The 20,957-nt window shown below is 71.1% G+C and carries 22 protein-coding genes and 2 riboswitches; of the genes, 2 read left to right on the top strand and 20 right to left on the bottom strand.

Features of this window, described 5'->3' with window-relative positions; all coding sequences use genetic code 11:
• Positions 1-31 precede the first annotated feature (31 nt).
• Genes QM788_RS15655 through QM788_RS15645 form a run of 3 tightly spaced genes read right to left on the bottom strand, consistent with a single transcriptional unit; the run spans position 32 to position 2,426 of the window.
• A complete protein-coding gene (locus QM788_RS15655; RefSeq protein ID WP_415662390.1) occupies positions 32-340 on the bottom strand; it encodes an Mpo1-like protein in 309 nt (102 codons plus the stop codon).
• Positions 337-1,137, bottom strand: coding sequence for an alpha/beta fold hydrolase (locus QM788_RS15650; protein WP_415662389.1), 801 nt, complete (start codon positions 1,135-1,137; stop codon positions 337-339). Before QM788_RS15650 ends, QM788_RS15655 begins: the two co-directional genes overlap by 4 nt.
• Positions 1,134-2,426 (bottom strand): O-acetylhomoserine aminocarboxypropyltransferase, encoded by a 1,293-nt coding sequence (locus QM788_RS15645; RefSeq protein ID WP_415662388.1) that lies wholly within the window; start codon positions 2,424-2,426, stop codon positions 1,134-1,136. The genes QM788_RS15650 and QM788_RS15645 overlap by 4 nt, the downstream gene beginning before the upstream one ends.
• 73 nt (positions 2,427-2,499) lie before the next feature.
• On the opposite strand from QM788_RS15645, the gene QM788_RS15640 reads away from it, so the two are divergent.
• Positions 2,500-2,973, top strand: a complete 474-nt coding sequence (locus QM788_RS15640; protein WP_415662387.1) for a CBS domain-containing protein — start codon at positions 2,500-2,502, stop codon at positions 2,971-2,973.
• Positions 2,974-3,060: 87 nt separating this feature from the next.
• Positions 3,061-4,164, top strand: a complete 1,104-nt coding sequence (aroC, locus tag QM788_RS15635; RefSeq protein ID WP_415662386.1) for a chorismate synthase — start codon at positions 3,061-3,063, stop codon at positions 4,162-4,164.
• Positions 4,165-4,197: 33 nt separating this feature from the next.
• Here the strand turns inward: aroC and QM788_RS15630 are convergent, their stop codons facing one another.
• From QM788_RS15630 to dapC, 17 genes are all read right to left on the bottom strand, one after another.
• Entirely contained in the window at positions 4,198-4,998 is an 801-nt protein-coding gene (locus QM788_RS15630) for an NRDE family protein (RefSeq protein WP_415662385.1), read from the bottom strand.
• Positions 4,999-5,071: 73 nt separating this feature from the next.
• Positions 5,072-6,460 carry an L-serine ammonia-lyase gene (locus QM788_RS15625; protein ID WP_415662384.1) on the bottom strand — a complete coding sequence of 463 codons (1,389 nt, stop codon included), beginning with the start codon at positions 6,458-6,460 and terminating at the stop codon, positions 5,072-5,074.
• Between the two features lie 2 nt (positions 6,461-6,462).
• Entirely contained in the window at positions 6,463-6,846 is a 384-nt protein-coding gene (locus tag QM788_RS15620) for a type II toxin-antitoxin system VapC family toxin (protein WP_415662383.1), read from the bottom strand.
• Positions 6,847-6,851: 5 nt separating this feature from the next.
• The gene (locus QM788_RS15615; protein ID WP_415662382.1) at positions 6,852-7,097 is read right to left on the bottom strand and encodes an AbrB/MazE/SpoVT family DNA-binding domain-containing protein; all 246 of its coding nucleotides are present in this window, start codon (positions 7,095-7,097) and stop codon (positions 6,852-6,854) included.
• 62 nt (positions 7,098-7,159) lie between these two features.
• A complete protein-coding gene (gene gcvP / locus QM788_RS15610; protein WP_415662381.1) occupies positions 7,160-10,078 on the bottom strand; it encodes an aminomethyl-transferring glycine dehydrogenase in 2,919 nt (972 codons plus the stop codon).
• A gap of 13 nt (positions 10,079-10,091) precedes the next feature.
• The gene (gene gcvH, locus QM788_RS15605; protein ID WP_415662380.1) at positions 10,092-10,466 is read right to left on the bottom strand and encodes a glycine cleavage system protein GcvH; all 375 of its coding nucleotides are present in this window, start codon (positions 10,464-10,466) and stop codon (positions 10,092-10,094) included.
• A gap of 2 nt (positions 10,467-10,468) precedes the next feature.
• Positions 10,469-11,581, bottom strand: coding sequence for a glycine cleavage system aminomethyltransferase GcvT (gcvT, locus tag QM788_RS15600; protein ID WP_415662379.1), 1,113 nt, complete (start codon positions 11,579-11,581; stop codon positions 10,469-10,471).
• A 26-nt stretch (positions 11,582-11,607) separates the two neighbouring features.
• A riboswitch (glycine riboswitch) is annotated at positions 11,608-11,711 on the bottom strand.
• Positions 11,712-11,730: 19 nt separating this feature from the next.
• Positions 11,731-11,815, bottom strand: a riboswitch (glycine riboswitch).
• Between the two features lie 16 nt (positions 11,816-11,831).
• Complete coding sequence (locus QM788_RS15595) at positions 11,832-12,221, bottom strand: type II toxin-antitoxin system VapC family toxin (RefSeq protein ID WP_415662378.1); 390 nt, start codon at positions 12,219-12,221, stop codon at positions 11,832-11,834.
• Positions 12,218-12,427 carry a type II toxin-antitoxin system VapB family antitoxin gene (locus tag QM788_RS15590; protein WP_415662377.1) on the bottom strand — a complete coding sequence of 70 codons (210 nt, stop codon included), beginning with the start codon at positions 12,425-12,427 and terminating at the stop codon, positions 12,218-12,220. The genes QM788_RS15595 and QM788_RS15590 overlap by 4 nt, the downstream gene beginning before the upstream one ends.
• Before the next feature lie 126 nt (positions 12,428-12,553).
• Positions 12,554-13,453 (bottom strand): aspartyl/asparaginyl beta-hydroxylase domain-containing protein, encoded by a 900-nt coding sequence (locus QM788_RS15585; RefSeq protein ID WP_415662997.1) that lies wholly within the window; start codon positions 13,451-13,453, stop codon positions 12,554-12,556.
• 14 nt (positions 13,454-13,467) lie between these two features.
• On the bottom strand, positions 13,468-14,337 hold the full coding sequence (locus tag QM788_RS15580) for a lipid A biosynthesis acyltransferase (RefSeq protein WP_415662376.1): 870 nt from the start codon (positions 14,335-14,337) through the stop codon (positions 13,468-13,470).
• A gap of 14 nt (positions 14,338-14,351) precedes the next feature.
• The gene (locus tag QM788_RS15575) at positions 14,352-14,786 is read right to left on the bottom strand and encodes an organic hydroperoxide resistance protein (RefSeq protein WP_415662375.1); all 435 of its coding nucleotides are present in this window, start codon (positions 14,784-14,786) and stop codon (positions 14,352-14,354) included.
• Between the two features lie 35 nt (positions 14,787-14,821).
• Positions 14,822-16,774 (bottom strand): ABC-F family ATP-binding cassette domain-containing protein, encoded by a 1,953-nt coding sequence (locus QM788_RS15570; protein WP_415662374.1) that lies wholly within the window; start codon positions 16,772-16,774, stop codon positions 14,822-14,824.
• Entirely contained in the window at positions 16,771-17,631 is an 861-nt protein-coding gene (gene prmB / locus QM788_RS15565; protein WP_415662373.1) for a 50S ribosomal protein L3 N(5)-glutamine methyltransferase, read from the bottom strand. Before prmB ends, QM788_RS15570 begins: the two co-directional genes overlap by 4 nt.
• Entirely contained in the window at positions 17,628-18,788 is a 1,161-nt protein-coding gene (locus QM788_RS15560) for a PilT/PilU family type 4a pilus ATPase (protein WP_415662372.1), read from the bottom strand. The genes prmB and QM788_RS15560 overlap by 4 nt, the downstream gene beginning before the upstream one ends.
• A 103-nt stretch (positions 18,789-18,891) precedes the next feature.
• Complete coding sequence (gene dapD / locus QM788_RS15555) at positions 18,892-19,716, bottom strand: 2,3,4,5-tetrahydropyridine-2,6-dicarboxylate N-succinyltransferase (RefSeq protein ID WP_415662371.1); 825 nt, start codon at positions 19,714-19,716, stop codon at positions 18,892-18,894.
• Complete coding sequence (gene dapC / locus QM788_RS15550) at positions 19,713-20,936, bottom strand: succinyldiaminopimelate transaminase (protein ID WP_415662370.1); 1,224 nt, start codon at positions 20,934-20,936, stop codon at positions 19,713-19,715. The genes dapD and dapC overlap by 4 nt, the downstream gene beginning before the upstream one ends.
• Positions 20,937-20,957: the final 21 nt, after the last annotated feature.

Here is a 20,957-nt window from a genome sequence, read left to right as displayed (position 1 = left end):
CGATGAATGGCGCCGAATGGTGTCCAACGGGTCAGAGCCTGACCCGGCCGATCCAGATGTCGCGGTACATCACCCAGTCGCCCATCAGGCTGTACAGCGGGTACTTGAAGGTCGCCGGCCGGTTCTTCTCGAAGAAGAAGTGGCCGACCCACGCGAAGCCGTAGCCGCACAGCAGCGCGCCGAGCAGCCAGGCCGGCTGGCCGGTGTACAGCAGCCGCGCGAGGCAGGCCAGCACCAGCGTCGTGCCGACGAAGTGCAGGCGCCGGTTGCGGCGGTCGGCATGCTCGGCCAGGTAGAAGGGATAGAAGTCCGCGAAGTGGCGGAAGCGCCCCGGGCTCATGGCGGCGTTCCCGCCAGCGCCTGGCGCAGCGCGGCGAGCACGGCATCCGGCGCCTCGGCCATCAGCGCGTGGCCGGCCGGCACGGTGTGGATGCGCGGCTTCAGCAGCGGGCCGAGCACGGCGTTGTGCCGGGGCTGGGTCATCTGGTCCTGCGCGCCGAGGATGAAGTGCACCGGGCAGGCCACGCGCGCCGCAGCGGCCTCGCCGCCGGCGTAGCGGTCGCAGACGCGGAAGTCGTTCTCGAACAGGTTGACCGCCGCCTGTCGGTGCTGCAGCCGGCGCATCAGCGCCATCGAGCCGCCGCGCAGCCAGGCGCCGGGGCCGGGGTAGCCGGGCTTGGCGCTGGGCAGCGCGTGCGAGAAGGCCGTGACCATGGCCATCGCGGCCTCGGGTCGCTCGCGCGCGGTGGCCAGCAGCGCGTCGGACACGGTCATCGGGTAGGCCGTGCCCACCATGACGAGCACGGACGCGCGCTCCGCGGCTTGCAGCGCGACCAGCGAGCCCATGCTGTGGCCGACCAGCGCGGCCTGCCGGACGCCGGCCGCGTCCAGCAGCCGGTGCAGCCAGGTGGCGATGGCCTCGACGCTGGCCAGCGGCGCGCCGCCGCTGCGGCCGTGGCCGGGCAGGTCCACGGCCAGCACGCCATGGCCGTGGTGGGCGCACCAGCGGGCCAGCAGCGTCCAGACGCTGTGGTCGTTCAGCGCGCCGTGGATGAAGACGACGCAGGGCAGCGCGGGGTCGAAGGGCTTGCCGCCGGTGTAGGCGTAGGCCTCGTGGCCGTCGATGAGGAATTTCATGCCTTGCCCGCCACTTTGAGCGCCCGCTTCAGGTCGTCGATGAGGTCGGCCGGGTCTTCCAGGCCGACGGACAGCCGGATGGTGCCGGGGCCGATGCCGGCGCTGCGCAGCGCGGCGTCGTCCATGCGGAAGTGCGTGGTGCTGGCCGGGTGGATGACGAGCGACTTGCTGTCGCCCACGTTGGCCAGGTGCGAGAACAGCCGCAGCGCTTCGATGAAGGCGCGGCCCTGGGCGCGCGTGCCCTTCAGGTCGAACGAGAACACCGCGCCCGCGCCGCGCGGCAGCAGGCGCTGCGCGAGGGCATGGTCCGGGTGCGAGGGCAGGCCGGGGTAGCCCACCCGCGCCACCAGCTCGTGCCCGGCCAGGAACTCGGCCACCGCCTGCGCGTTGGCCACGTGCCGCGCCATGCGCAGCGGCAGCGTCTCCAGCCCCTGCAGCATCAGCCAGGCGGTGTGCGGGCTCATGCAGGCGCCGAAGTCGCGCAGGCCCTCGCGGCGGGCGCGCAGCAGGAAGGCGCCGACGGTGCTCTCCTCGGCGAACACCATGCCGTGGAAGCCGTCATAGGGCTCGCACAGCGTGGCGAAGCGGCCGCTCCGGGCGTGCGCGGCATCCCAGTCGAACGAGCCGGCGTCCACCAGCACGCCGCCCACCACCGTGCCGTGGCCGCACAGGAACTTGGTGGCCGAGTGGTAGACCAGGTCCGCGCCCAGCTCGGCCGGGCGCTGCAGGCAGGGCGTGGCGAAGGTCGCGTCCACCAGCAGCGGCAGGCCGGCCTCGTGGGCGAGGGCCGACACGGCCGGGATGTCCAGCACGTCCAGCCCCGGGTTGCCCAGGCTTTCGCCGAACAGCAGCCGCGTCTCGGGCCGGATCGCGGCGCGCCAGGCGCCGAGGTCGCGCGGGTCCACGAAGGTGGTGTCGATGCCGAAGCGGCGCAGCGTGTAGTGCAGCAGGTTGTGGCTGCCGCCGTACAGCGCCGTGCTGGCGACCACGTGGCCGCCCGCGCCCATCAGCGTGCACACGGCCAGGTGCAGCGCCGCCTGGCCGCTGGCGGTGGCGATCGCGCCGACGCCGCCCTCCAGCGCCGCCATGCGCTCCTCGAACACGGCCGTGGTCGGGTTGGAGAGCCGGCTGTAGACATGGCCGGAGCGCTCCATGTTGAACAGCGAGGCCGCATGCCCGCTGTCCTCGAAGACGAAGGAGGTGCTGAGATGCAGCGGCGTGGCCCGCGCGCCGGTGCCCGGATCGGGCGCGGCGCCGGCATGCAACGCGAGGGTGTCGAGGCCCGGCATGGTGTTTTCTATGGGGTGGAGGCGCGGGCATTGTGTGCTATGTTGCCCGGGCGTTTTCCCATGGAGGTTCCCTATGAAGGTCGTCGATATCCTGCGCGTCAAGGGCGGCACGCTGTTCACCGTTTCGCCCGACGAACCGCTGAAGGAGTCGCTGGACGTCATGGCCGAGCGCGACATCGGCTCGCTGGTGGTCATGGACCACGGCGAGCTGGTGGGCATGCTGACCTTCCGTGAGGTCATCGTGGCCATCGTGAAGAACGGCGGCGCGGTCGGCACGACCATCGTGCGCACCGTCATGGACGACGCGCCGCTGACCTGCACGCCCGAGACCGAGATCGACGAGGTGCGCCGCATGATGCTGGGCCGGCATGCGCGCTACATGCCGGTCATGAACGGCAAGACGCTGATGGGCGTGATCTCGCTGTACGACGTGGCCAAGGCCGTCGTCGACAGCCAGGACTTCGAGAACCGCATGCTCAAGGCCTACATCCGCGACTGGCCGGTGGAAGAGAACGAGAACGCCGCCGAGGCCGGCCCCAAGCTCTGAACCCGGTTCGCAACGCATGAAGGCGGCCTTCCCGGGCCGCCTTTTGCATGGGGGCTGCGGGACGGCGCCACCTAAAATTCCGCGCATATGTCAGGCAGCACCTTCGGCGAACTCTTCCGCGTCACCAACTTCGGCGAAAGCCACGGCCCGGCCATCGGCTGCGTCATCGACGGCTGCCCGCCCGGCCTGGCGCTCGCCGAGGCCGACATCCAGCCCGAGCTGGACCGCCGCCGCCCCGGCACCAGCCGGCACGTCACGCAGCGCAACGAGCCGGACGCGGTGCGCATCCTGTCCGGCGTGTACGAGGGCGTCACCACCGGCACGCCCATCTGCCTGCTGATCGAGAACACCGACCAGCGCAGCAAGGACTACGGCAACCTGCTCGACACCTTCCGCCCCGGCCACGCCGACTACACCTACTGGCGCAAGTACGGCGTGCGCGACCCGCGCGGCGGCGGCCGCTCGTCGGCGCGGCTGACGGCGCCCATGGTCGGCGCCGGCGCCGTGGCGCGCAAATGGCTGAGGCAGGCCTACGGCACGGAATTCCGCGGCTGCATGACGCAGCTGGGCGAGATCGGGATCGCGTTCGAGGGCTGGCAGCACGTCGGCCAGAACCCCTTCTTCGCCGCCAACGCCAGCCAGATCGCCGAGCTGGAGGCTTACATGGACGAGCTGCGCCGGGCCGGCGACTCGGTCGGCGCGCGCCTGCGCGTCGAGGCGACGAACGTGCCGGTGGGCCTGGGCGCGCCGCTGTTCGACAAGCTGGACGCCGACATCGCCTATGCGCTGATGGGCATCAACGCGGTCAAGGGCGTGGAGATCGGCGAGGGCTTCGGCGTCGTGCCGCAGCGCGGCAGCGCGCATGGCGACGAGCTCACGCCCGAGGGCTTCGCCAGCAACAACGCCGGCGGCGTGCTGGGCGGCATCTCCACCGGGCAGCACATCGTCGCCAGCCTGGCCATCAAGCCCACCAGCTCCATCCGCAGTCCCAAGGCCAGCATCGACCGCGCCGGCCACCCGGCCACGGTGGAAACCTTCGGCCGCCACGACCCCTGCGTGGGCATCCGCGCCACGCCCATCGCCGAGGCCATGCTGGCGCTGGTGCTGATGGACCATGCACTGCGCCACCGGGCGCAGTGCGGCGACGTGGCGCTGCCGGTCGCCCCCATCCCGGGCGCCCGGCCCGCCTGAGCCGCCTGAGCGCGGGCGCCGCGGCCGGGCTCGTCAGCAGGGCCAGGCGGCCAGCAGGTGCGTGACCGGCGGCAGCCAGCCGCCCTCGGGTGTCGTGCTGCGCTCCATGACCCGGGTGAGGCCGCCGGCCTCGCGGATCAGCACCGTGCTGCAGCGTGTGCCGTAGCGGGCCTGCGCGGGCCGGGCCGGGTCGGGCAGGCGGATGAAGCGGGGCGACAGCAGGCGCTCCAGGTCGAGGCCGACGCCAGTGTCGGGCAGCGCCGCGTCGGCGGCGGGCGTGGGGTCGGCCAGCGCGGCGAACAGGCGGTCGGCCAGGTCCGCGGCGTTGGTGGCGCCGGCCAGCGCCTCGGCCAGCGCGGCCCGCAGCGCGAGGGCCTTGGGCCAGGGCGTGTCCAGCGCGGCGTTGGACAGCGTGTGCAGCCGGCCCGCCAGCGGCACCGGCGCCGCGGCCCGGTTGCTGATGCAGTACCAGGCATTTCGCGCGAGATCGGCGCCGACCAGGTTGAAGCCGTTGTAGCCCGGCCGCAGCCGGCGCGCGAAGGCGGGCGCATCGTCGCCGCCGGCCAGCCAGTCCAGCACCAGCGCACCGCGCGACGGCGCGTTCGCGGCCTGCCGGCCGGGCTCGCGGACGTTGGTGAGCAGCGCGAGCCGGCCGCCGCGCGCCAGGCCGAACCAGGTGCCGCCGGCTTCGAGGTCGCGGCCGGCCAGTACGCCGGGGCGGTCCGGCCACCAGGCCATCGGCGCCGCGGGGCGGGCGAAGAACTCGTCGCGGTTGGCGGCGATGACCAGCGGGAAGCGCGGGTGGGCGGCCAGTGCAAAGGCGGCGAGGCACATCAGCGTGGCGGCTCCGTCGGGTTCATGCGCTGTCGTGGCTTGCCGCGCGGCCGCCGTGGAGCCGGCTGATGGGCTAGCACTCGACGATGTTGACCGCCAGGCCGCCGCGCGCCGTTTCCTTGTACTTGGTCATCATGTCGGCGCCGGTGTCGCGCATGGTCTTGATGACCTTGTCCAGGCTGACGAAGTGCGTGCCGTCGCCGCGCAGCGCCATGCGCGCGGCGTTGATGGCCTTGACCGACGCGATCGCGTTGCGCTCGATGCAGGGGATCTGCACCAGGCCGCCGACGGGATCGCAGGTCAGGCCCAGGTGGTGCTCCATGCCGATCTCGGCGGCGTTCTCGACCTGCTCCGGCGTGCCGCCCATCACCGCGCACAGCGCGCCGGCCGCCATCGAGCAGGCCACGCCCACCTCGCCCTGGCAGCCGACCTCGGCGCCCGAGATGGAGGCGTTTTCCTTGTAGAGGATGCCGATGGCCGCGGCGGTGAGCAGGAAGTCCGTCGCGCCCTTGGGCGTGCTGCCGTGGACGAAGCGGGTGTAGTAGTGCAGCACCGCCGGGATGATGCCGGCCGCGCCGTTGGTGGGCGCGGTGACGACGCGGCCGCCAGCGGCGTTCTCCTCGTTGACGGCCAGCGCGTAGAGGTTGACCCAGTCCATCACCTGCAGCGGGTCGCGCAGCGCGGCCTCGGGGTTGGCCGTCAGGTCGCGGTGCAGCTGCGCCGCGCGGCGCCGGACCTTGAAGCCGCCCGGCAGCACGCCCTCGGTCCGGCAGCCGCGCCCGACGCAGGCCTGCATGACGTCCCAGATCTTCGCCAGCCCGGCGTCGATCTCGGCCTCGCTGCGCCAGTGGCATTCGTTGCGGCGCATCAGCTCGGCGATGGACAGGCCGTGGCGCCGCGTCAGCGCCAGCAACTCGTCGCCGGTCTTGAAGGGGTAGGGCAGCACGGTCACGTCGGGCGCGATGGCCTTTTGCCGGCTGCCGTCGGCCGCCACCTCGTCGCTGACGATGAAGCCGCCGCCGACCGAGTAGTAGACGCGGTTGGCCGTTTCCTGGCCGGCCGCGTCGAAGGCGATGCAGCGCATGCCGTTGGCGTGGAAGGGCAGGCTCTCGCGGCGCTTGAAGACCAGGTCCTTCGCCTCGTCGAAGGCGATGCGGCGCTGGCCGACGAGGTTCAGGTCGCCACTGCGGATCGCGGCCAGCAGCGCGGGAATGGCCTCGACGTCCACCGTGTCCGGCTCATGGCCGGCCAGGCCGAGCAGCACGGCCTTGTCGCTGCCATGGCCCTTGCCGGTGGCGCCGAGGCTGCCGTACAGGATGACCTGCACGCGGGCCACCTGGTCGAGCAGCCCCTCGTGCTGCAGGCGCAGGCCGAACAGCCGCGCGGCGCGCATCGGGCCGACCGTGTGCGAGCTGCTCGGGCCGATGCCGATCTTGAAGAGGTCGAAGACGGAGACGGCCATGGTCAGCGGATGAATTGGAATTTGAAGCCCGGCAGCTTGGCCCAGGCGTGGTCAGCGGTGACGACGGTGGCGTCCAGCGATGCGGCCAGCGCCAGGCAGCATCGGTCGCCGAGAGACAGGCCCAGCACCTTCGTGGCCGGCCGCAACAAGCCGGCCTGGAGCGCCAGGCTCGCGCTCAGCGGCACCACGTCGAGCCCGAACTGCTTCAGCTCGAATTCGATGCGGCCCGTCGGGTACGCCTGCTCGGCCAGCTTGGACGCGCATTCGGCCCAGTTGGCGGCGCTCACGAAGCCGCCGTGCTCCACGGCGAGTTCCACGACCGCGCCGCCGCCCGGTTCGCTGAACACGGATGCCAGCAGCGCCGAGGTGTCGTAGACGAAAGGCATGGGCGCTATTCCCGGGCGGCTTCTTCGCGGCGCTCGCGGATCAGCCCGTCCACGACGCTGCTGCCGTCCTTGGGCTTGTAGGGCGCGACGCGGGCCTGCATCGCCTTGATGGCCTGCCGGCGCGCGACGATGCGCAGTTCGCCGTCTTCCACGTACATGGACAGCGGCTCGTCGGGCTTGAGATCGAGCGCCTTGCGCAGTTCGGCCGGGATCAGTACCCGGCCTTCCTTGGACATGCGAACGGCTTCCATGTTCGATACCTCGTGAATTGACAGATTTTTCCAATTCTGGCAATGAATCAGATGCCTGTCATTCAGGCTTCGCTGTACTCGCCCAGCGGCACGCAGCTGCAGAACAGGTTGCGGTCGCCCCAGACGTTGTCCACGCGGCCGACTGGCGACCAGTACTTCTGCTTCAGCAGTGAGGGCAGCGGGAAGGCGGCGGCCTCGCGGGGGTAGCCGTGCGTCCATTCGGAACTGCTGACGACCATCGCCGTGTGCGGCGCGTTGACCAGCGGGTTGTCCTCGCGGCTGAGCTGGCCGGCCTCCACGTCGGCGATTTCCTGGCGGATCTGGATCATCGCGTCGATGAAGCGGTCCAGTTCGGCGCGGCTCTCGCTCTCGGTCGGCTCGACCATCAGCGTGCCGGCGACCGGGAAGCTCAAGGTCGGCGCGTGGAAGCCGTAGTCGATCAGGCGCTTGGCCACGTCCTCGGCGCTGATGCCGGAGCTGTCCTTCAGCGGGCGCAGGTCGAGGATGCACTCGTGCGCGACGCCGCCGCCCTTCACGCCTTCGATGCCGCCGCTGAAGTGGATGTCGTAGTGGTCGGACAGCCGTGCGGCGACGTAGTTGGCGTTCAGGATCGCGACCTCGGTGGCTTTCTTGAGGCCTTCCGCGCCCATCAGGCGGACGTACATCCACGAAATCGGCAGCACCGCTGCATTGCCCAGCGGAGCAGCACTCACCGCACCGATGTTGGTGGCGGCCCCCAGGCCCGCCGTGCGGTGCGCGGGCAGGAAGGGCACGAGGTCTTCCACCACGCAGACCGGGCCGACGCCGGGGCCACCGCCGCCGTGCGGGATGCAGAAGGTCTTGTGCAGGTTCAGGTGGCTCACGTCGCCGCCGAACTGGCCCGGCGCGGCCAGGCCGACCAGCGCGTTCATGTTCGCGCCGTCCACGTAGACGCGGCCGCCGTGGGCCTTGACCAGCGCGCAGATGTCCTTGACGTGCGTGTCGAACAGGCCGTAGGTGGACGGGTAGGTGATCATGATCGCGGCGAGCCGGTCGGCGTGCTGCTCGCACTTGGCCTTCAGGTCGTCGAGGTCGATATTGCCTTCCTTGTCGCACTTGGTGACGACGACCTGCAGGCCGACCATCTGCGCGGACGCCGGGTTGGTGCCGTGCGCGCTTTCGGGGATCAGGCAGACGTTGCGCTGGTGGTCGCCGCGCGACTCGTGCCAGGCCTTGATCGCCAGCAGCCCGGCGTATTCGCCCTGCGAGCCGGCGTTGGGTTGCAGGCTGATGCCGGCGTAGCCGGTGGCCTGGCACAGCCACTGGCGCAGCAGCGCGTCCAGCTCGGCGTAGCCGGCCAGCTGGTCCTGCGGCGCGAAGGGGTGGACGCCCGCGAACTCCGGCCAGGTGATCGGGATCATCTCGGCCGTCGCGTTGAGCTTCATCGTGCAGGAGCCCAGCGGGATCATGCTGCGGTCCAGCGCCAGGTCCTTGTCCGACAGGCTGCGGATGTAGCGCAGCATCTCGGTCTCGCTGTGGTGGGTGTTGAAGACCGGGTGCGTCAGGTAGCGGCTGGCGCGGCGGAGCGGCGCGGGGATGAGGTCGGGCGTGGCGGCCAGCGCGTCCACGCTGGGCAGGGCCTGGCCGTCCTGGGCAAAAATCTTCCACAGCAGCGCGAGGTCCTCGCGCGTCGTCGTCTCGTCCAGCGACACGCAGACGTAGTCACCCCAGGCGCGGCGCAGGTTGGCGCCGTGCGCGACGGCGCGTTGCAGCAGGCGCTCGGTGTCGGCGCCGGCCTTCAGGCAGACGGTGTCGAAGGCGCCGGCTTCGAGGTGGTGGGTCTGGCTCAGATCGACGCCAAGCTGCTTCAGGCCGGCGACGAAGATGCCGAGATAACGCGCCACCCGGGCGGCGATGCGCTTCAGCCCCTCGGGGCCGTGGTAGACGGCGTACATGCTCGCGACGACGGCCGGCAGCACCTGCGCCGTGCAGATGTTGCTCGTCGCCTTCTCGCGGCGGATGTGCTGCTCGCGGGTCTGCAGCGCGAGGCGGTAGGCGGGCTGGCCCTGCGCGTCCTTGGACACGCCGACGAGGCGGCCGGGCATGGAGCGCTTGAAGGCGTCTCGGCAGGCCAGGTAGGCCGCGTGCGGGCCGCCCGCGCCCATCGGCATGCCGAAGCGCTGCGTGCTGCCGACGACGATGTCCGCGCCCATCTCGCCGGGGCTCTTCAGCAGCGTCAGCGCGAGCAGGTCGGCCGCGACGATGAAGGCGGCCTGCTTGGCGTGGACGGTGGCGGCGCTGCTGCTCCAGTCGTGCAGCCAGCCGCTGCTGGCGGGGTACTGGGCCAGCGCGGCGAAGTAGTCGTCGGCGGCCAGTGCGTCTTGCCAGGCCTGCGCGGAGTTGGCCACCTTGACCACCAGGCCCAGCGGCTTGCAGCGCGTCTGGATGACTTCCAGCGTCTGCGGATGGGTGTCACCCGAGACGACGAGCACGTCGCCCTTGGCGCGCACGCTGCGCTTGGCCAGCGTCACGGCCTCGGCGGCCGAGGTGGCCTCGTCCAGCATCGAGCCGTTGGCGATGTCCATGCCGGTGAGGTCGGTCACCATGGTCTGGAAGTTGACCAGCGCCTCCATGCGGCCCTGCGAAATCTCCGCCTGATAGGGCGTGTAGGCCGTGTACCAGGCGGGGTTCTCCAGCACGTTGCGCAGGATGACGCCCGGTGTGTGCGTGCCGTGGTAGCCCTGGCCGATGAAGCTCCGGTAGAGCTTGTTCTTGCCGGCGATGGCCTTCAGCTCGGCCAGCGCGCCGGCCTCGGTGATGGGCTCGGGCAGTTGCATGGCCTGGTCGCGGCGGATGGACGCGGGCACCACCGCGTCGATCAGCGCGCCGCGGCTGGCCACGCCGATCGCGGCGCACATCAGGGATTCATCGCCGGCATCCGGCCCGATGTGGCGGGCGTGGAATTCGGTGGCGTCTTCGAGTTGGGTGAGCGGCGTCGGCATGGCGGGCAGGGGATTACAGGGTCTTGAGCAGGGCGTCGTAGGCGGTCGAGTCCATCAGCGCGTCGAGCTGGGCGGGCTTGGCCAGCTTGACCTTGAAGAACCAGCCGGCCTTGAGCGGGTCGGCGTTGGCGAGCGAGGGGTCGTCGCGCAGCGCCTCGTTGACCTCGGTGATCTCGCCGTCCACCGGCATGTAGACGTCGGCCGCGGCCTTGACGGACTCGACGACGCCGGCCACGTCCTTCTCGGCATAGCTCTTGCCCACTTCGGGCAGATCGACGAAGACCACGTCGCCCAGCGCATCCTGCGCGTGGACGGTGATGCCCACCGTGGCGGTGCCGTCGCCGTGGACTTCCAGCCATTCGTGGTCGGGGGTGTACTTGATGGACATGTTTAGCCTCGGTAGTAGCGGTTGGGGGTGAAGGGGGTGGCAGAGACGACCATCGGCGTGCGCTTGTCGCGCACGACGGCGAAGACTTCGGTGCCGACGGCTGCATGGGGCGTGGCGATGTAGGCCAGCGCCACCGGCTGGTTGACCGTGGGCGCCAGCGTGCCGCTGGTGACGACGCCGATCTCGGTGCCGTCGGCCGTGACGATCCTGGCGCCCTCGCGCACCGGCATGCGCTCCTTGCCGACCAGGCCGACGCGCTTGCGCGCCGTGCCGTGGGCCAGTTGCGCGTCGATGACGGCCGCGCCGGGGTAGCCGCCGGCCCGCGCGCCGCCGGCACGGCGCACCTTCTGGATGGCCCAGGTGATGGACGCTTCGACCGGCGTGGTCGTCTGGTCGATGTCGTGGCCGTAGAGGCACAGGCCGGCTTCCAGCCGCAGCGAGTCGCGCGCGCCCAGGCCGATGGGTTTGACCTCGGCATGGGCCAGCAGTTTGCGCGCCAGCGCCACGGCATCGTCCTCGTGGACGGAGATCTCAAAACCGTCCTCGCCGGTGTAGCCGGAGCGGGTGACGAAGGTGTCGATGCCGTCGAGCGCGAAGAAGCCGCCGGTCATGAAGGTCAGCTTGGCGACCTCGGGGTTCAGGCGCGACAGCACGTCCACGGCCTGCGGGCCTTGCAGTGCGAGCAGCGCGCGTTCGGGCATGGGGATGACGTCGCAGCGCGCGCCGAGGTGCTGTTGCAGGTGCGCGATGTCCTGCGCCTTGCAGCCGGCGTTGACGACGATGAAGAGGTCGTCCGGGCGTTTGCAGACCATCAGGTCGTCGAGCAGGCCGCCCTGATCGTTCGTGAAGAGGGCGTAGCGCTGCTTGAACACGCCGAGATCGACGATGTCCACGGGCACCAGCGTCTCCAGCGCGGCGGCGGCATCGGCGCCGACGAGGCGCAGCTGGCCCATGTGCGACACGTCGAACAGCCCGGCGGCGGCGCGCGTGTGCTTGTGCTCGGCCATCACGCCGCTGGGGTATTGCACCGGCATGTCGTAGCCGGCGAAGGGCACCATCTTGGCGCCGAGTTCGACGTGGAGGGCGTGGAGGGGCGTTTGCAGCAAAGAGGACATCGAGGGCTCCGACGGAATGCGGGTGGGATGTCCTCGCTGTCCGGGGTACCTGAGAGATTGACGAGCGCTGTGCCCGCTTGCCCCTTCGGTGGGCCGGCTCCGGGGCCGGCCTCTCTCCAGTGAGGAACGCCGCCGGTGCCTGCCACCGATGGCGTTTGTCAGTCCTTCTGCCTGAGCGTTGTTGCGCCTTCGGCGGCCCCCAACGGCAACGGGGCGCTCTCCTGACCGGGCGGCATTCTAGGGGAGTTGTTCAGTGCGCGGCGGCGCCGTAGGCCACGCCCAGTTGGCGGGCCGCGGCGTCCAGGCGCTTGTCGAGGGTGTAGAGGCGGGCGCCGGGGGTGATCAGCGTGGAGGCCAGCAGCAGCATGTCGATGAGGCCGAGGCCGAGGCCGAGGCCGCGGCCGAACAGCTTCTCGCGGTCGAGCAGCCGGATGGCTTCCTGCACCGTGGCCACGCCGGCAGACGGCAACCGGCCGATCTCGGCCAGCACGCTGGCGCGCGGAGCCGGCGGCGTGCCGCAGGCCAGTTCGCCGATCACCAGCTCATGCGACAGCACCTGGCCCACCTGCAGCAGGCCCACCAGCGTCAGGTCGGTCTGCTTGAAGTGCTCCGACCAGACGCAGGTGTCCACCAGGATCATGTCGGCTCGACGGTGGCGGGCCGGCGGCGCGGGATGGGCGCCATGTCGGGCACGCTGCCGCCCAGCGCGATCAGCCGCTGCGCGGCGCGGACGCGCACATAGGTGCGCACCGCCTCCTCAATCAATTTCGCACCTTCCAGCGTGTTGTCGGACATCTCGACCGCGCGGCGGTAGAGCTCGTCGTCGAGCGTGACGGTGGTTCGCATGCGGCACTCCTTGCCATGGATTCGATGCAAATGTGCATCAAATCCGGTGACGAAACAAGGCCGCGTCAGTCGCCGTGCGCGTGGACGGCCGCGAAGAACAGCGGTTTGCGCACCCGGGCCATGGCCTCAGCCCAGCAGCCACCACAGCAGCAGGCCGCCGAAGATCAGCCACTGCAGCCCGTAGTAGGCGAAGCGGCTCCTGGCCTTGATGCGCTTGCCGAACAGGCGCACCTGCTGCACGTAGGCGAAGGCCTTGTTGATGCCGCCGGTGCGGTCGGTGGCCGCGTTGGGCGCCGAGGCCGCGCGGATCAGCGTGTGGCTGATGAAGTGGTTGAACGCACGGGCGAGCGGGTTGTTCAGCGGCCGCTCGACGTCGCAGAACAGGATGATGCGCATCTGCCCGGACTGGTTCTCGGCGTAGTGCAGATAGGTCTCGTCGAAGACGACGCCCTCGCCATCGCGCCAGGAGTAGCGCTCGCCGTCCACCGAGATGTAGCAGCGGTCGTCGTTGGGCGTGGCCAGCCCCAGGTGGTAGCGCAGCGAGCCGGCGAAGGGGTCGCGGTGCGTGACCAGCCGGCCGCCCGGCGGCAGCGCCGCGAACATCGCCGCCTTCACGGTCGGCAGGCGCTGCAGCAGCCCCGTGGTCACCGGGCACAGCGCCTTCGCGGAGGCGTGCGCGTCGTCGTACCACTTCAGGTGGAAGCGCGTCCAGCCGGTCTTGAAGAAGCTGTTGAAGCCGGCGTCGTTGTACTGGTCGCTCTTCTTGATCTCGCCGGCCTCGGCGAGCCGGTAGGCCTCGGCGCGGATGTCCTGCCAGTGGTCCTGCAGCAGCTTCAGCTCGGGGAACGCCGACACCGGCAGGTAGGGCTTGGCCGGCAGCCTGGAGAACAGGTACATCAGGCAGTTGATCGGCGCCATGAAGGTCGAGTGGTCCGTCAGCTGCCGGAAGAAGCGCAGCCGCACGCGGCCCCGGAAGTGGACGTAGACCGTGCTGGCGACGAACACCGCGACGATGGTGAGCTTGATGTAGGGGATGTCAGTCATTTGGCGTAGAAGTCGGCCTCGCCGGGCGGGCGCGACTTGAAGCGCTTGTGCAGCCAGAAGTATTGGTGCAATTGTCCGCGCGCCTGGCGCTCGATGACGGCGTTCATCCGTGCGGTGTCGGCCGTGACGTCGTCGGTGGGGAAGCCCTGCAGCGCCGGCTCGATGACCAGCGTGTAGCCGTCCGCCTCGCGGCGCGGGTAGCAGGGCAGCACGGCCGCGTCGGTCGCCGCGGCCATGCGCGACAGCCCGCCGATGGTGGCCGCCGGCACGCCGAAGAAGGGCACGAACACCGAGTCGCGGGCGCCGAAGTCCTGGTCGGGCAGGTAGTACAGGCGGTAGCCGTCGCGCAGCGCGCGCAGCGTGGGCCGGGTGCCCTGCCGGCGCGAGAAGATGATGCCGGTGCCGAAGCGCAGCCGCCGGGCGCGGAAGAAGGCGTCCAGCCACGGGTCCTTCTGCACCGAGTAGATGCTGACCAGCGGCGTCTCCAGCGACACGCGCAGCCCGGCCAGGTCCAGCCCGGTGAAGTGCGGCATCATCAGGATCACGTTGCGGCCCGCCAGCGCCTGCAGGTGCTCCAGGCCGTCGATGCGCACCAGCCGCTTCAGCCGCTCGCGGGACGCGAACCAGCCGTAGCCGTACTCCAGCAGCATCTGCACGATGGCGACGAAGTGCCGGCGCAGCAGCCGCGCGCGCGCGGCCTCGTCCAGCGCCGGCAGGCACAGCCGCAGGTTCACCTCGCCGATGTGCCGGCGCGACGTGGGCAGCAGGTAGACCAGGTTGCCCAGCAGCCAGCCCAGCGCCGACACGGCGCGGAATGGCAGCCAGCTCAGCAGCCACACCGCGCCCACGAGCAGCTTCACGCCCATGCGCGCGCCCCGGCTCAGGCGAGGCTCAGCGTGACGTCCACGTTGCCGCGCGTGGCGTTGGAGTAGGGGCAGACCTCGTGGGCCGCAGCCACCAGCGCCTCCAGCGCGGCGCGGTCCATGCCGGGGACGGCGATCCGCATGTCGACCTGGATGCCGAAGGCGCCGGGCTTGCCGGCGTGCGGGCCGATGGCGACGCTGCTGGTGATGGCCACGTCCGCCGGCAGCGCGATCTTCTGCCGGCCGGCCACGGCCTTCATCGCGCCGATGAAGCAGGCCGCATAGCCGGCGGCGAACAGCTGCTCGGGGTTGGTGCCGGGGCCACCGGCGCCGCCGAGTTCCTTGGGCGTGGACAGCGCCAGGTCCAGCGCGCCGTCGGACGACCTGGCGGTGCCGGCGCGGCCGCCGGTGGCCGTGGCGGTGGCGGTGTAGAGGGCTTTCTCGATGGCCATGGTGGGCTCCTTCGTGGGTGGCGGGTGGGGCGGCGTCAGGCGGACAGGGCTTCGATCTGCTCGCCCAACTCCAGCCAGCGTATCTCTTCGGCGTCGAGCTGGTCGGCGATGGCCTTCAGCCGCCGGCCCATCTCGGCGATGGCCGACGCGGCGGCGCCCTCGGCCAGCTGCGCCTCGATGCCGGCGCGCTCCTCGGCCAGCGCATGCATGCGCCGGTCGATGGCCTCCATCTCCTTGCGCAGCGGCCGGGTCTGCTCGGCGAGCCTGGCGCGCGCCTGGCCCGAGGCCTTGCGGTCCTCGCGCGAGGCCGGGGGCGGCGCGGCGGCGGCGGGCGCCGCGGCCACCGCCGGGCGAGCGGCGGGCGGCGGCTTCCTGGTCACGCGCGCCGCTTCCCTGCTCTGGTCGAGCAGCCAGCGCTGGTAGTCGTCCAGGTCGCCGTCGAAGGGCTTGACCTGGCCGTCGGCCACCAGCCAGAACTCGTCGCACACCTCGCGCAGCAGCGCGCGGTCGTGGCTGACCAGCATGACCGTGCCCTCGAACTCGTTGAGCGCCAGCGACAGCGCCTCGCGGGTGTTCAGGTCCAGGTGGTTGGTGGGCTCGTCCAGCAGCAGCAGGTTGGGCCGCTGCCACACCAGCATCGCCAGCACGAGGCGCGCCTTCTCGCCGCCGGAGAGGCTGCCGACGGCCTGGTTGACCATGTCGCCGGTGAAGCGGAACTGGCCGAGGAAGTCGCGCAGCTCCTGCTCGCGGCCGGCGGGGCCCACGTCGCGCGCGAGGCGCACCATGTGCGCCAGCGGGCCTTCGTCCAGCCGCAGCACGTCCAGCTCCTGCTGCGCGAAGTAGCCGATGGACAGGCCCTTGCCCTCGGTCAGCCTGCCGGCCATGGGCTGCTGTGCGCGGGCGATGGTCTTGACCAGCGTGGACTTGCCCTGGCCGTTGGCGCCGAGGATGCCGATGCGCTGGCCGGCCAGCACGGAGCGGTCGACGCCGCGCACGATGATCTTGTCGCCGTCGTCCGTGCGGTAGCCGGCCGACAGCTCATCGAACATCAGCATCGGGTTGGGCAGGTTCAGCGGCTCGCGGAACTCGAAGTTGAAGTCGGCCGAGGCCAGCACCGGCGCCAGCTTCTCCATGCGCTCCAGCGCCTTGACGCGGCTCTGCGCCTGCTTGGCCTTGCTGGCCTTGGCCTTGAAGCGGTCGATGAACTTCTGCAGGTGGGCGACCTTCTCCTGCTGGCGCTCGAACGCGGCCTGCTGCAGCACCATGCGCTCGGCGCGCTGGCTCTCGAAGCTGGTGTAGTTGCCGCCGTAGCGCACCAGCTTGCCCTCGTCCAGGTGCAGCGTGACCTTGGTGATCGCGTCCAGGAACTCGCGGTCGTGGCTGATGATGATCAGCGTGCCGTCGTAGCGCTGCAGCCAGGCCTCCAGCCAGACCAGGGCGTCCAGGTCCAGGTGGTTGGTGGGCTCGTCCAGCAGCATCAGCTCGGCCGGGCACATCAGCGCGCGGGCCAGCTGCAGCCGCATGCGCCAGCCGCCGGAGAAGCTGTTGACCGGCGCGTCCAGCTGCTCGGCCTTGAAGCCCAGGCCCATCAGCAGCGCCTGCGCGCGGGCGCGGGCGTCGAAGGCGCCGGCATCGGCCAGCGCGGCGTGGGCCTCGGCCATCGCGTGGCCGTCCTCGGCCTGCTCGGCCTGCGCGAGCGCGACGCGGGCGGCCACCAGCGTCAGGTCGCCCTGCAGCACGAAGTCGGTCGCGCCGTCCTCGGTCTCGGGCATGTGCTGGGCGACCTCGGAGCGGCGCCAGTGCTTGGGCACCTCGACCTCGCCGCGGTCGTTGGACAGCCGCCCGGTCAGCAGCGCGAACAGGCTGGACTTGCCGGCGCCGTTGCGGCCCACCAGGCCGATCTTCTCGCCGGGCTGCAGCGTCGCGGACGCGCCGTCCAGCACCACCTTGACGCCGCGGCGCAGCGTGATGTCGCGCAGCGTGATCACAGCAGGTTCTCCCGGGTCAGCAGCAGCACCTGGTCGGCGCCGGCGGAGGTGTCCATCCAGACGGCTTCGAGGCGCGGGAACGCGGCCTCGAAGTGCTCGCGCTCGTGGCCGATCTCCAGCACCAGCACGCCGCCTTCGGCCAGCGCGGCGGGCGCGTCGCGCAGCAGCGCGCGGACGAAGTCCATGCCATCGGCGCCGCCGGCCAGCGCCAGCGCGGGCTCGGCGCGGTACTCGGCGGGCAGGGCGGCCATGCTGGCGCTGTTCACGTAGGGCGGGTTGCAGAGGATCAGGTCGTACGGCCCGTGCGCGCCCCGCAGGCCGTCGCCCTGCAGCAGCCGGATGCGCCCGGCCAGGCCGTGGCGCTCGACGTTGAGCCGGGCGACTTCGAGCGCCTCGGCGCTCAGGTCCAGCGCATCGACCTCGACCTCCGGCCAGGCCAGCGCCGCCAGCACCGCCAGGCTGCCGTTGCCGGTGCACAGGTCGAGCACGCGGCGGCTGTCGGGGCGCAGCCAGGGGTCGATGCTGGCGTCGGCGATCAGCTCGGCGATGAAGCTGCGCGGCACGATGGCGCGCTCGTCGATGGTGAACGGCACGCCCTGCAGCCAGGCCTCGCCGGTCAGGTAGGCGGCGGGCTTGCGGGTGGCGATGCGCTCGTCGACGAGGGCGGCGACGGACGCGGCCTCGGCGTCGCTCAGCTCGCGGCCTTCGTGCTCGTCCAGCGCGTCCAGCGGGATGCCGAGGCGCCACAGCACCAGCCACAAGGCCTCGTCGAAGGCATTCGTGGTGCCATGGCCAAAAAACACGCCCGCTTGGGTCAAGCGGGCGGCTTGGGTGTCGATGCAGTCGATGAGTTTCAAGTGCCGCGGACGTCCAGGGTGATTTCGGTGAAGCTGGCTTCGTCGCCGGCCTTTTCTTCCTTGCGCGGCGCGTTCATCAGGCGCGCGCCCGGGGTTTCGTTCTGCAGCCGCCACAGCAGGTTGGTCGGCGAGTCGGCGAAGGCCAGGCCTTCCTCGCGGGTGATGGTGCCGTCGGTGATGAGCTTGGCGAAATGCTCCTCATAGGTCTGCGACCCCTCGGCGATGGACTTCTCCATCGCCTCCTTCACGCCGCTGAAGTCGCCGTTCTCGATCAGCTCGGCGGTCAGCTTGGTGTTCAGCAGGATCTCGACGACCGGCACGCGCCCGCCCGCCGTGGCGCGCACCAGGCGCTGCGAGACGATGGCCTTCAGGCCCGCCGCCAGGTCGTTCAGCAGCGCCGGGCGGGACTCGGGCGTGTAGAAGGACAGGATGCGGTTCAGCGCGTGGTAGGTGTTGTTGCCGTGCAGCGTGGCCAGCACCAGGTGGCCGGACAGCGCGTAGCTGATGGCCGCCGTCATGGTCTCGCGGTCGCGGATCTCGCCGATCAGGATGCAGTCCGGCGCCTGGCGCAGCGCGTTCTTCAGCGCCACCTGCAGCGACGCGGTGTCGCGGCCGACCTCGCGCTGGTTCACCACCGAGCGCTTGTTGCTGAACAGGTACTCGACCGGGTCCTCGATGGTCAGGATGTGCCCGGTCAGGGTCTGGTTGCGCAGCTCCAGCATGCTGGCCAGCGTCGTGCTCTTGCCGGTGCCGGTGGCGCCCACCATCAGGATCAGGCCGCGCTTTTCCTTGATCAGCTGCCCGAGCACCGGCGGCAGCCGCAGCGACTCCAGCGACGGGATGTCGTGCGGGATGTGGCGGAACACGCCGGCGATCGAGCCGCGCTGTCGGAAGCCCGACAGCCGGAAGCTGCCGACGCCGCGCACCGCCACGGCCATGTTCAGCTCGCCGGTGCCGTCCAGCTCGGCGAGGCTGGCGGGGTCGATGACCTCGGCGATCAGCTGGCGCGGCTGCGGCGGCGTCAGCAACTGGTCGGACAGCTGCACCGTCTGCCCGTTGATGCGGATCAGCACCGGCATGTTGGCCGACAGGTAGCAGTCCGACGCCCCCTTGTCGGCCATCAGCCGCAGGATGCGCTCCATGTTCCCGCCAGACATCACAGCCCCTCGTCGGTCGGGTACGCCTGCCGATCCCCCGAGGGGGTGAGCGCCGGCTTGGGAGCGGCCCGGCGCGCGGCCCGCTTGGCTTGGCAGCGCATGATCAGGCGCGCAGCAGTTCGTTGATGCTCGTCTTCGAGCGGGTCTGCGCGTCCACGCGCTTGACGATGATGGCCGCGTACAGGCTGTAGCGGCCGCCGTCCTTGGGCAGCGAGCCGGAGATGACGACGGAGCCGGCCGGCACGCGGCCGTAGCTCACCGTGTCGGTCGCGCGGTCGTAGATGGGCGTGCTCTGGCCGATGTACACGCCCATGGAGATCACCGAGTTCTCCTCGACGATGACGCCCTCGACGATCTCGGAGCGGGCGCCGATGAAGCAGTTGTCCTCGATGATGGTCGGGTTGGCCTGCAGCGGCTCCAGCACGCCGCCGATGCCGACGCCGCCGCTCAGGTGGACGTTCTTGCCGATCTGCGCGCAGGAGCCCACGGTGGCCCAGGTGTCCACCATCGCGCCTTCGTCGATGTAGGCGCCGATGTTCACGTAGCTGGGCATCAGCACGACGTTCCTGCCCTGGAAGCTGCCGCGCCGCGCGACGGCCGGCGGCACCACGCGCACGCCGGTGGCGCGCAGCTCGGCCTCGCCCAGGCCGGCGAACTTGGTGGGCACCTTGTCGAAGAAGGTCAGGTCCTTGTCGCCCATCAGACGGTTGTCGTTCAGCCGGAACGACAGCAGCACGGCCTTCTTGACCCACTGGTGCACGGTCCACTGGCCCACGCCCTCGCGGGTGGCCACGCGCAGCCGGCCGGCGTCCAGCTCGGCGATGACGTGCTCCACCGCCTGGCGCAGCTCGGGGGCGTTGATGGGGTCCAGCGAGGCGCGGTTGTCCCAGGCGAGGTCGATCAGGCTTTGCAGTTCGGCGGTGTTCATGGACGGGATTCCGTGTAGGAGACGATGCGGCGCGCGGCTTCCAGGCATTCGGCCTCGTCGGCGACGAGGGCCAGGCGGATGCGCCCGGCGCCGGGGTTGCCGCCGTGCGCGGCGCGCGCCAGCAGGCTGCCCGGCAGCACCGCGAGATTGTATTGAGCGAGCAGGCCCTGGGCGAAGCCGACGTCGTCGCCCCCGGGCACGGCGGCCCAGAGGTAGAAGCCGGCGTCCGGCAGCGCCACGTCCAGCACCCCGGCCAGCAGCGGCGTGACGGCCGCGAACTTCTCGCGGTAGCGGGTGCGGTTCTCGATGACGTGCGCCTCGTCGCCCCAGGCCGCGATGCTGGCGGCCTGCACCAGCGGGCTCATCGCGCTGCCGTGGTAGGTGCGGTAGCGCAGGAAGCGCTGCAGCAGCGCCGCGTCGCCGGCCACGAAGCCCGAGCGCAGCCCCGGCACGTTGGAGCGCTTGGACAGCGAGGTGAAGCTGATCAGGTTGCGGAAGTCGCCGCGGCCGAGCCGGGCGGCGGCCTCCAGCCCGCCCAGCGGCGGCTCGTCGCGGAAATAGATCTCCGAATAGCACTCGTCCGACGCGATGACGAAGCCATGCCGGTCGCTCAGCTCGAACAGCGTGCGCCATTCGTCCAGCGGCATCACCGCGCCGCTGGGGTTGCCGGGCGAGCAGACGTAGAGCAGCTGCGTCCGGGCCCAGGTGGCGGCATCGATCCGCGCCCAGTCCGCGGCGAAGTTGCGGGCCGGGTCGGCGTTGGCGAAGGCCAGCTGCGCGCCGGCCAGCAGCGCCGCGCCTTCATAGATTTGATAGAACGGATTGGGGCAGACGACGGTGGCGCCGGGCCGGCCGGCATCGACGACGGTCTGCGCGATCGCGAACAGCGCCTCGCGCGAGCCGTTGACGGGCAGCACCTGCGTGGCCGGGTCCAGCGCCAGCCCGTAGCGGCGCGCGATCCAGCCGGCGATGGCCTCGCGCAGCGCCGGCGAGCCGGCCGTGGCGGGATAGCTGGACAGGCCGGCCATCGCGCCCCGGATGGCGTCTTCGACCAGCGCGGGCGCCGCGTGGCGCGGCTCGCCGATGCCCAGCGAAATCGGCGGCAGGGCGGGGTTGGGCGTGATGCCCGCCGTGAGCGCACGCAGGCGCTCGAACGGGTAGGGCTGCAGCAGGTCCAGGCGGGGGTTGGCGGGCGGGCTGGCAGGCGGGGACGGGCTCATGCCGGGCATGATAGGCGGCGC

This window comes from Roseateles sp., assembly GCF_047654785.1.
Lineage (GTDB): Bacteria > Pseudomonadota > Gammaproteobacteria > Burkholderiales > Burkholderiaceae_C > Pelomonas.
Note: the sequence above shows the minus strand (reverse complement) of the source record. Positions and strands in the feature narration are given on the sequence as shown.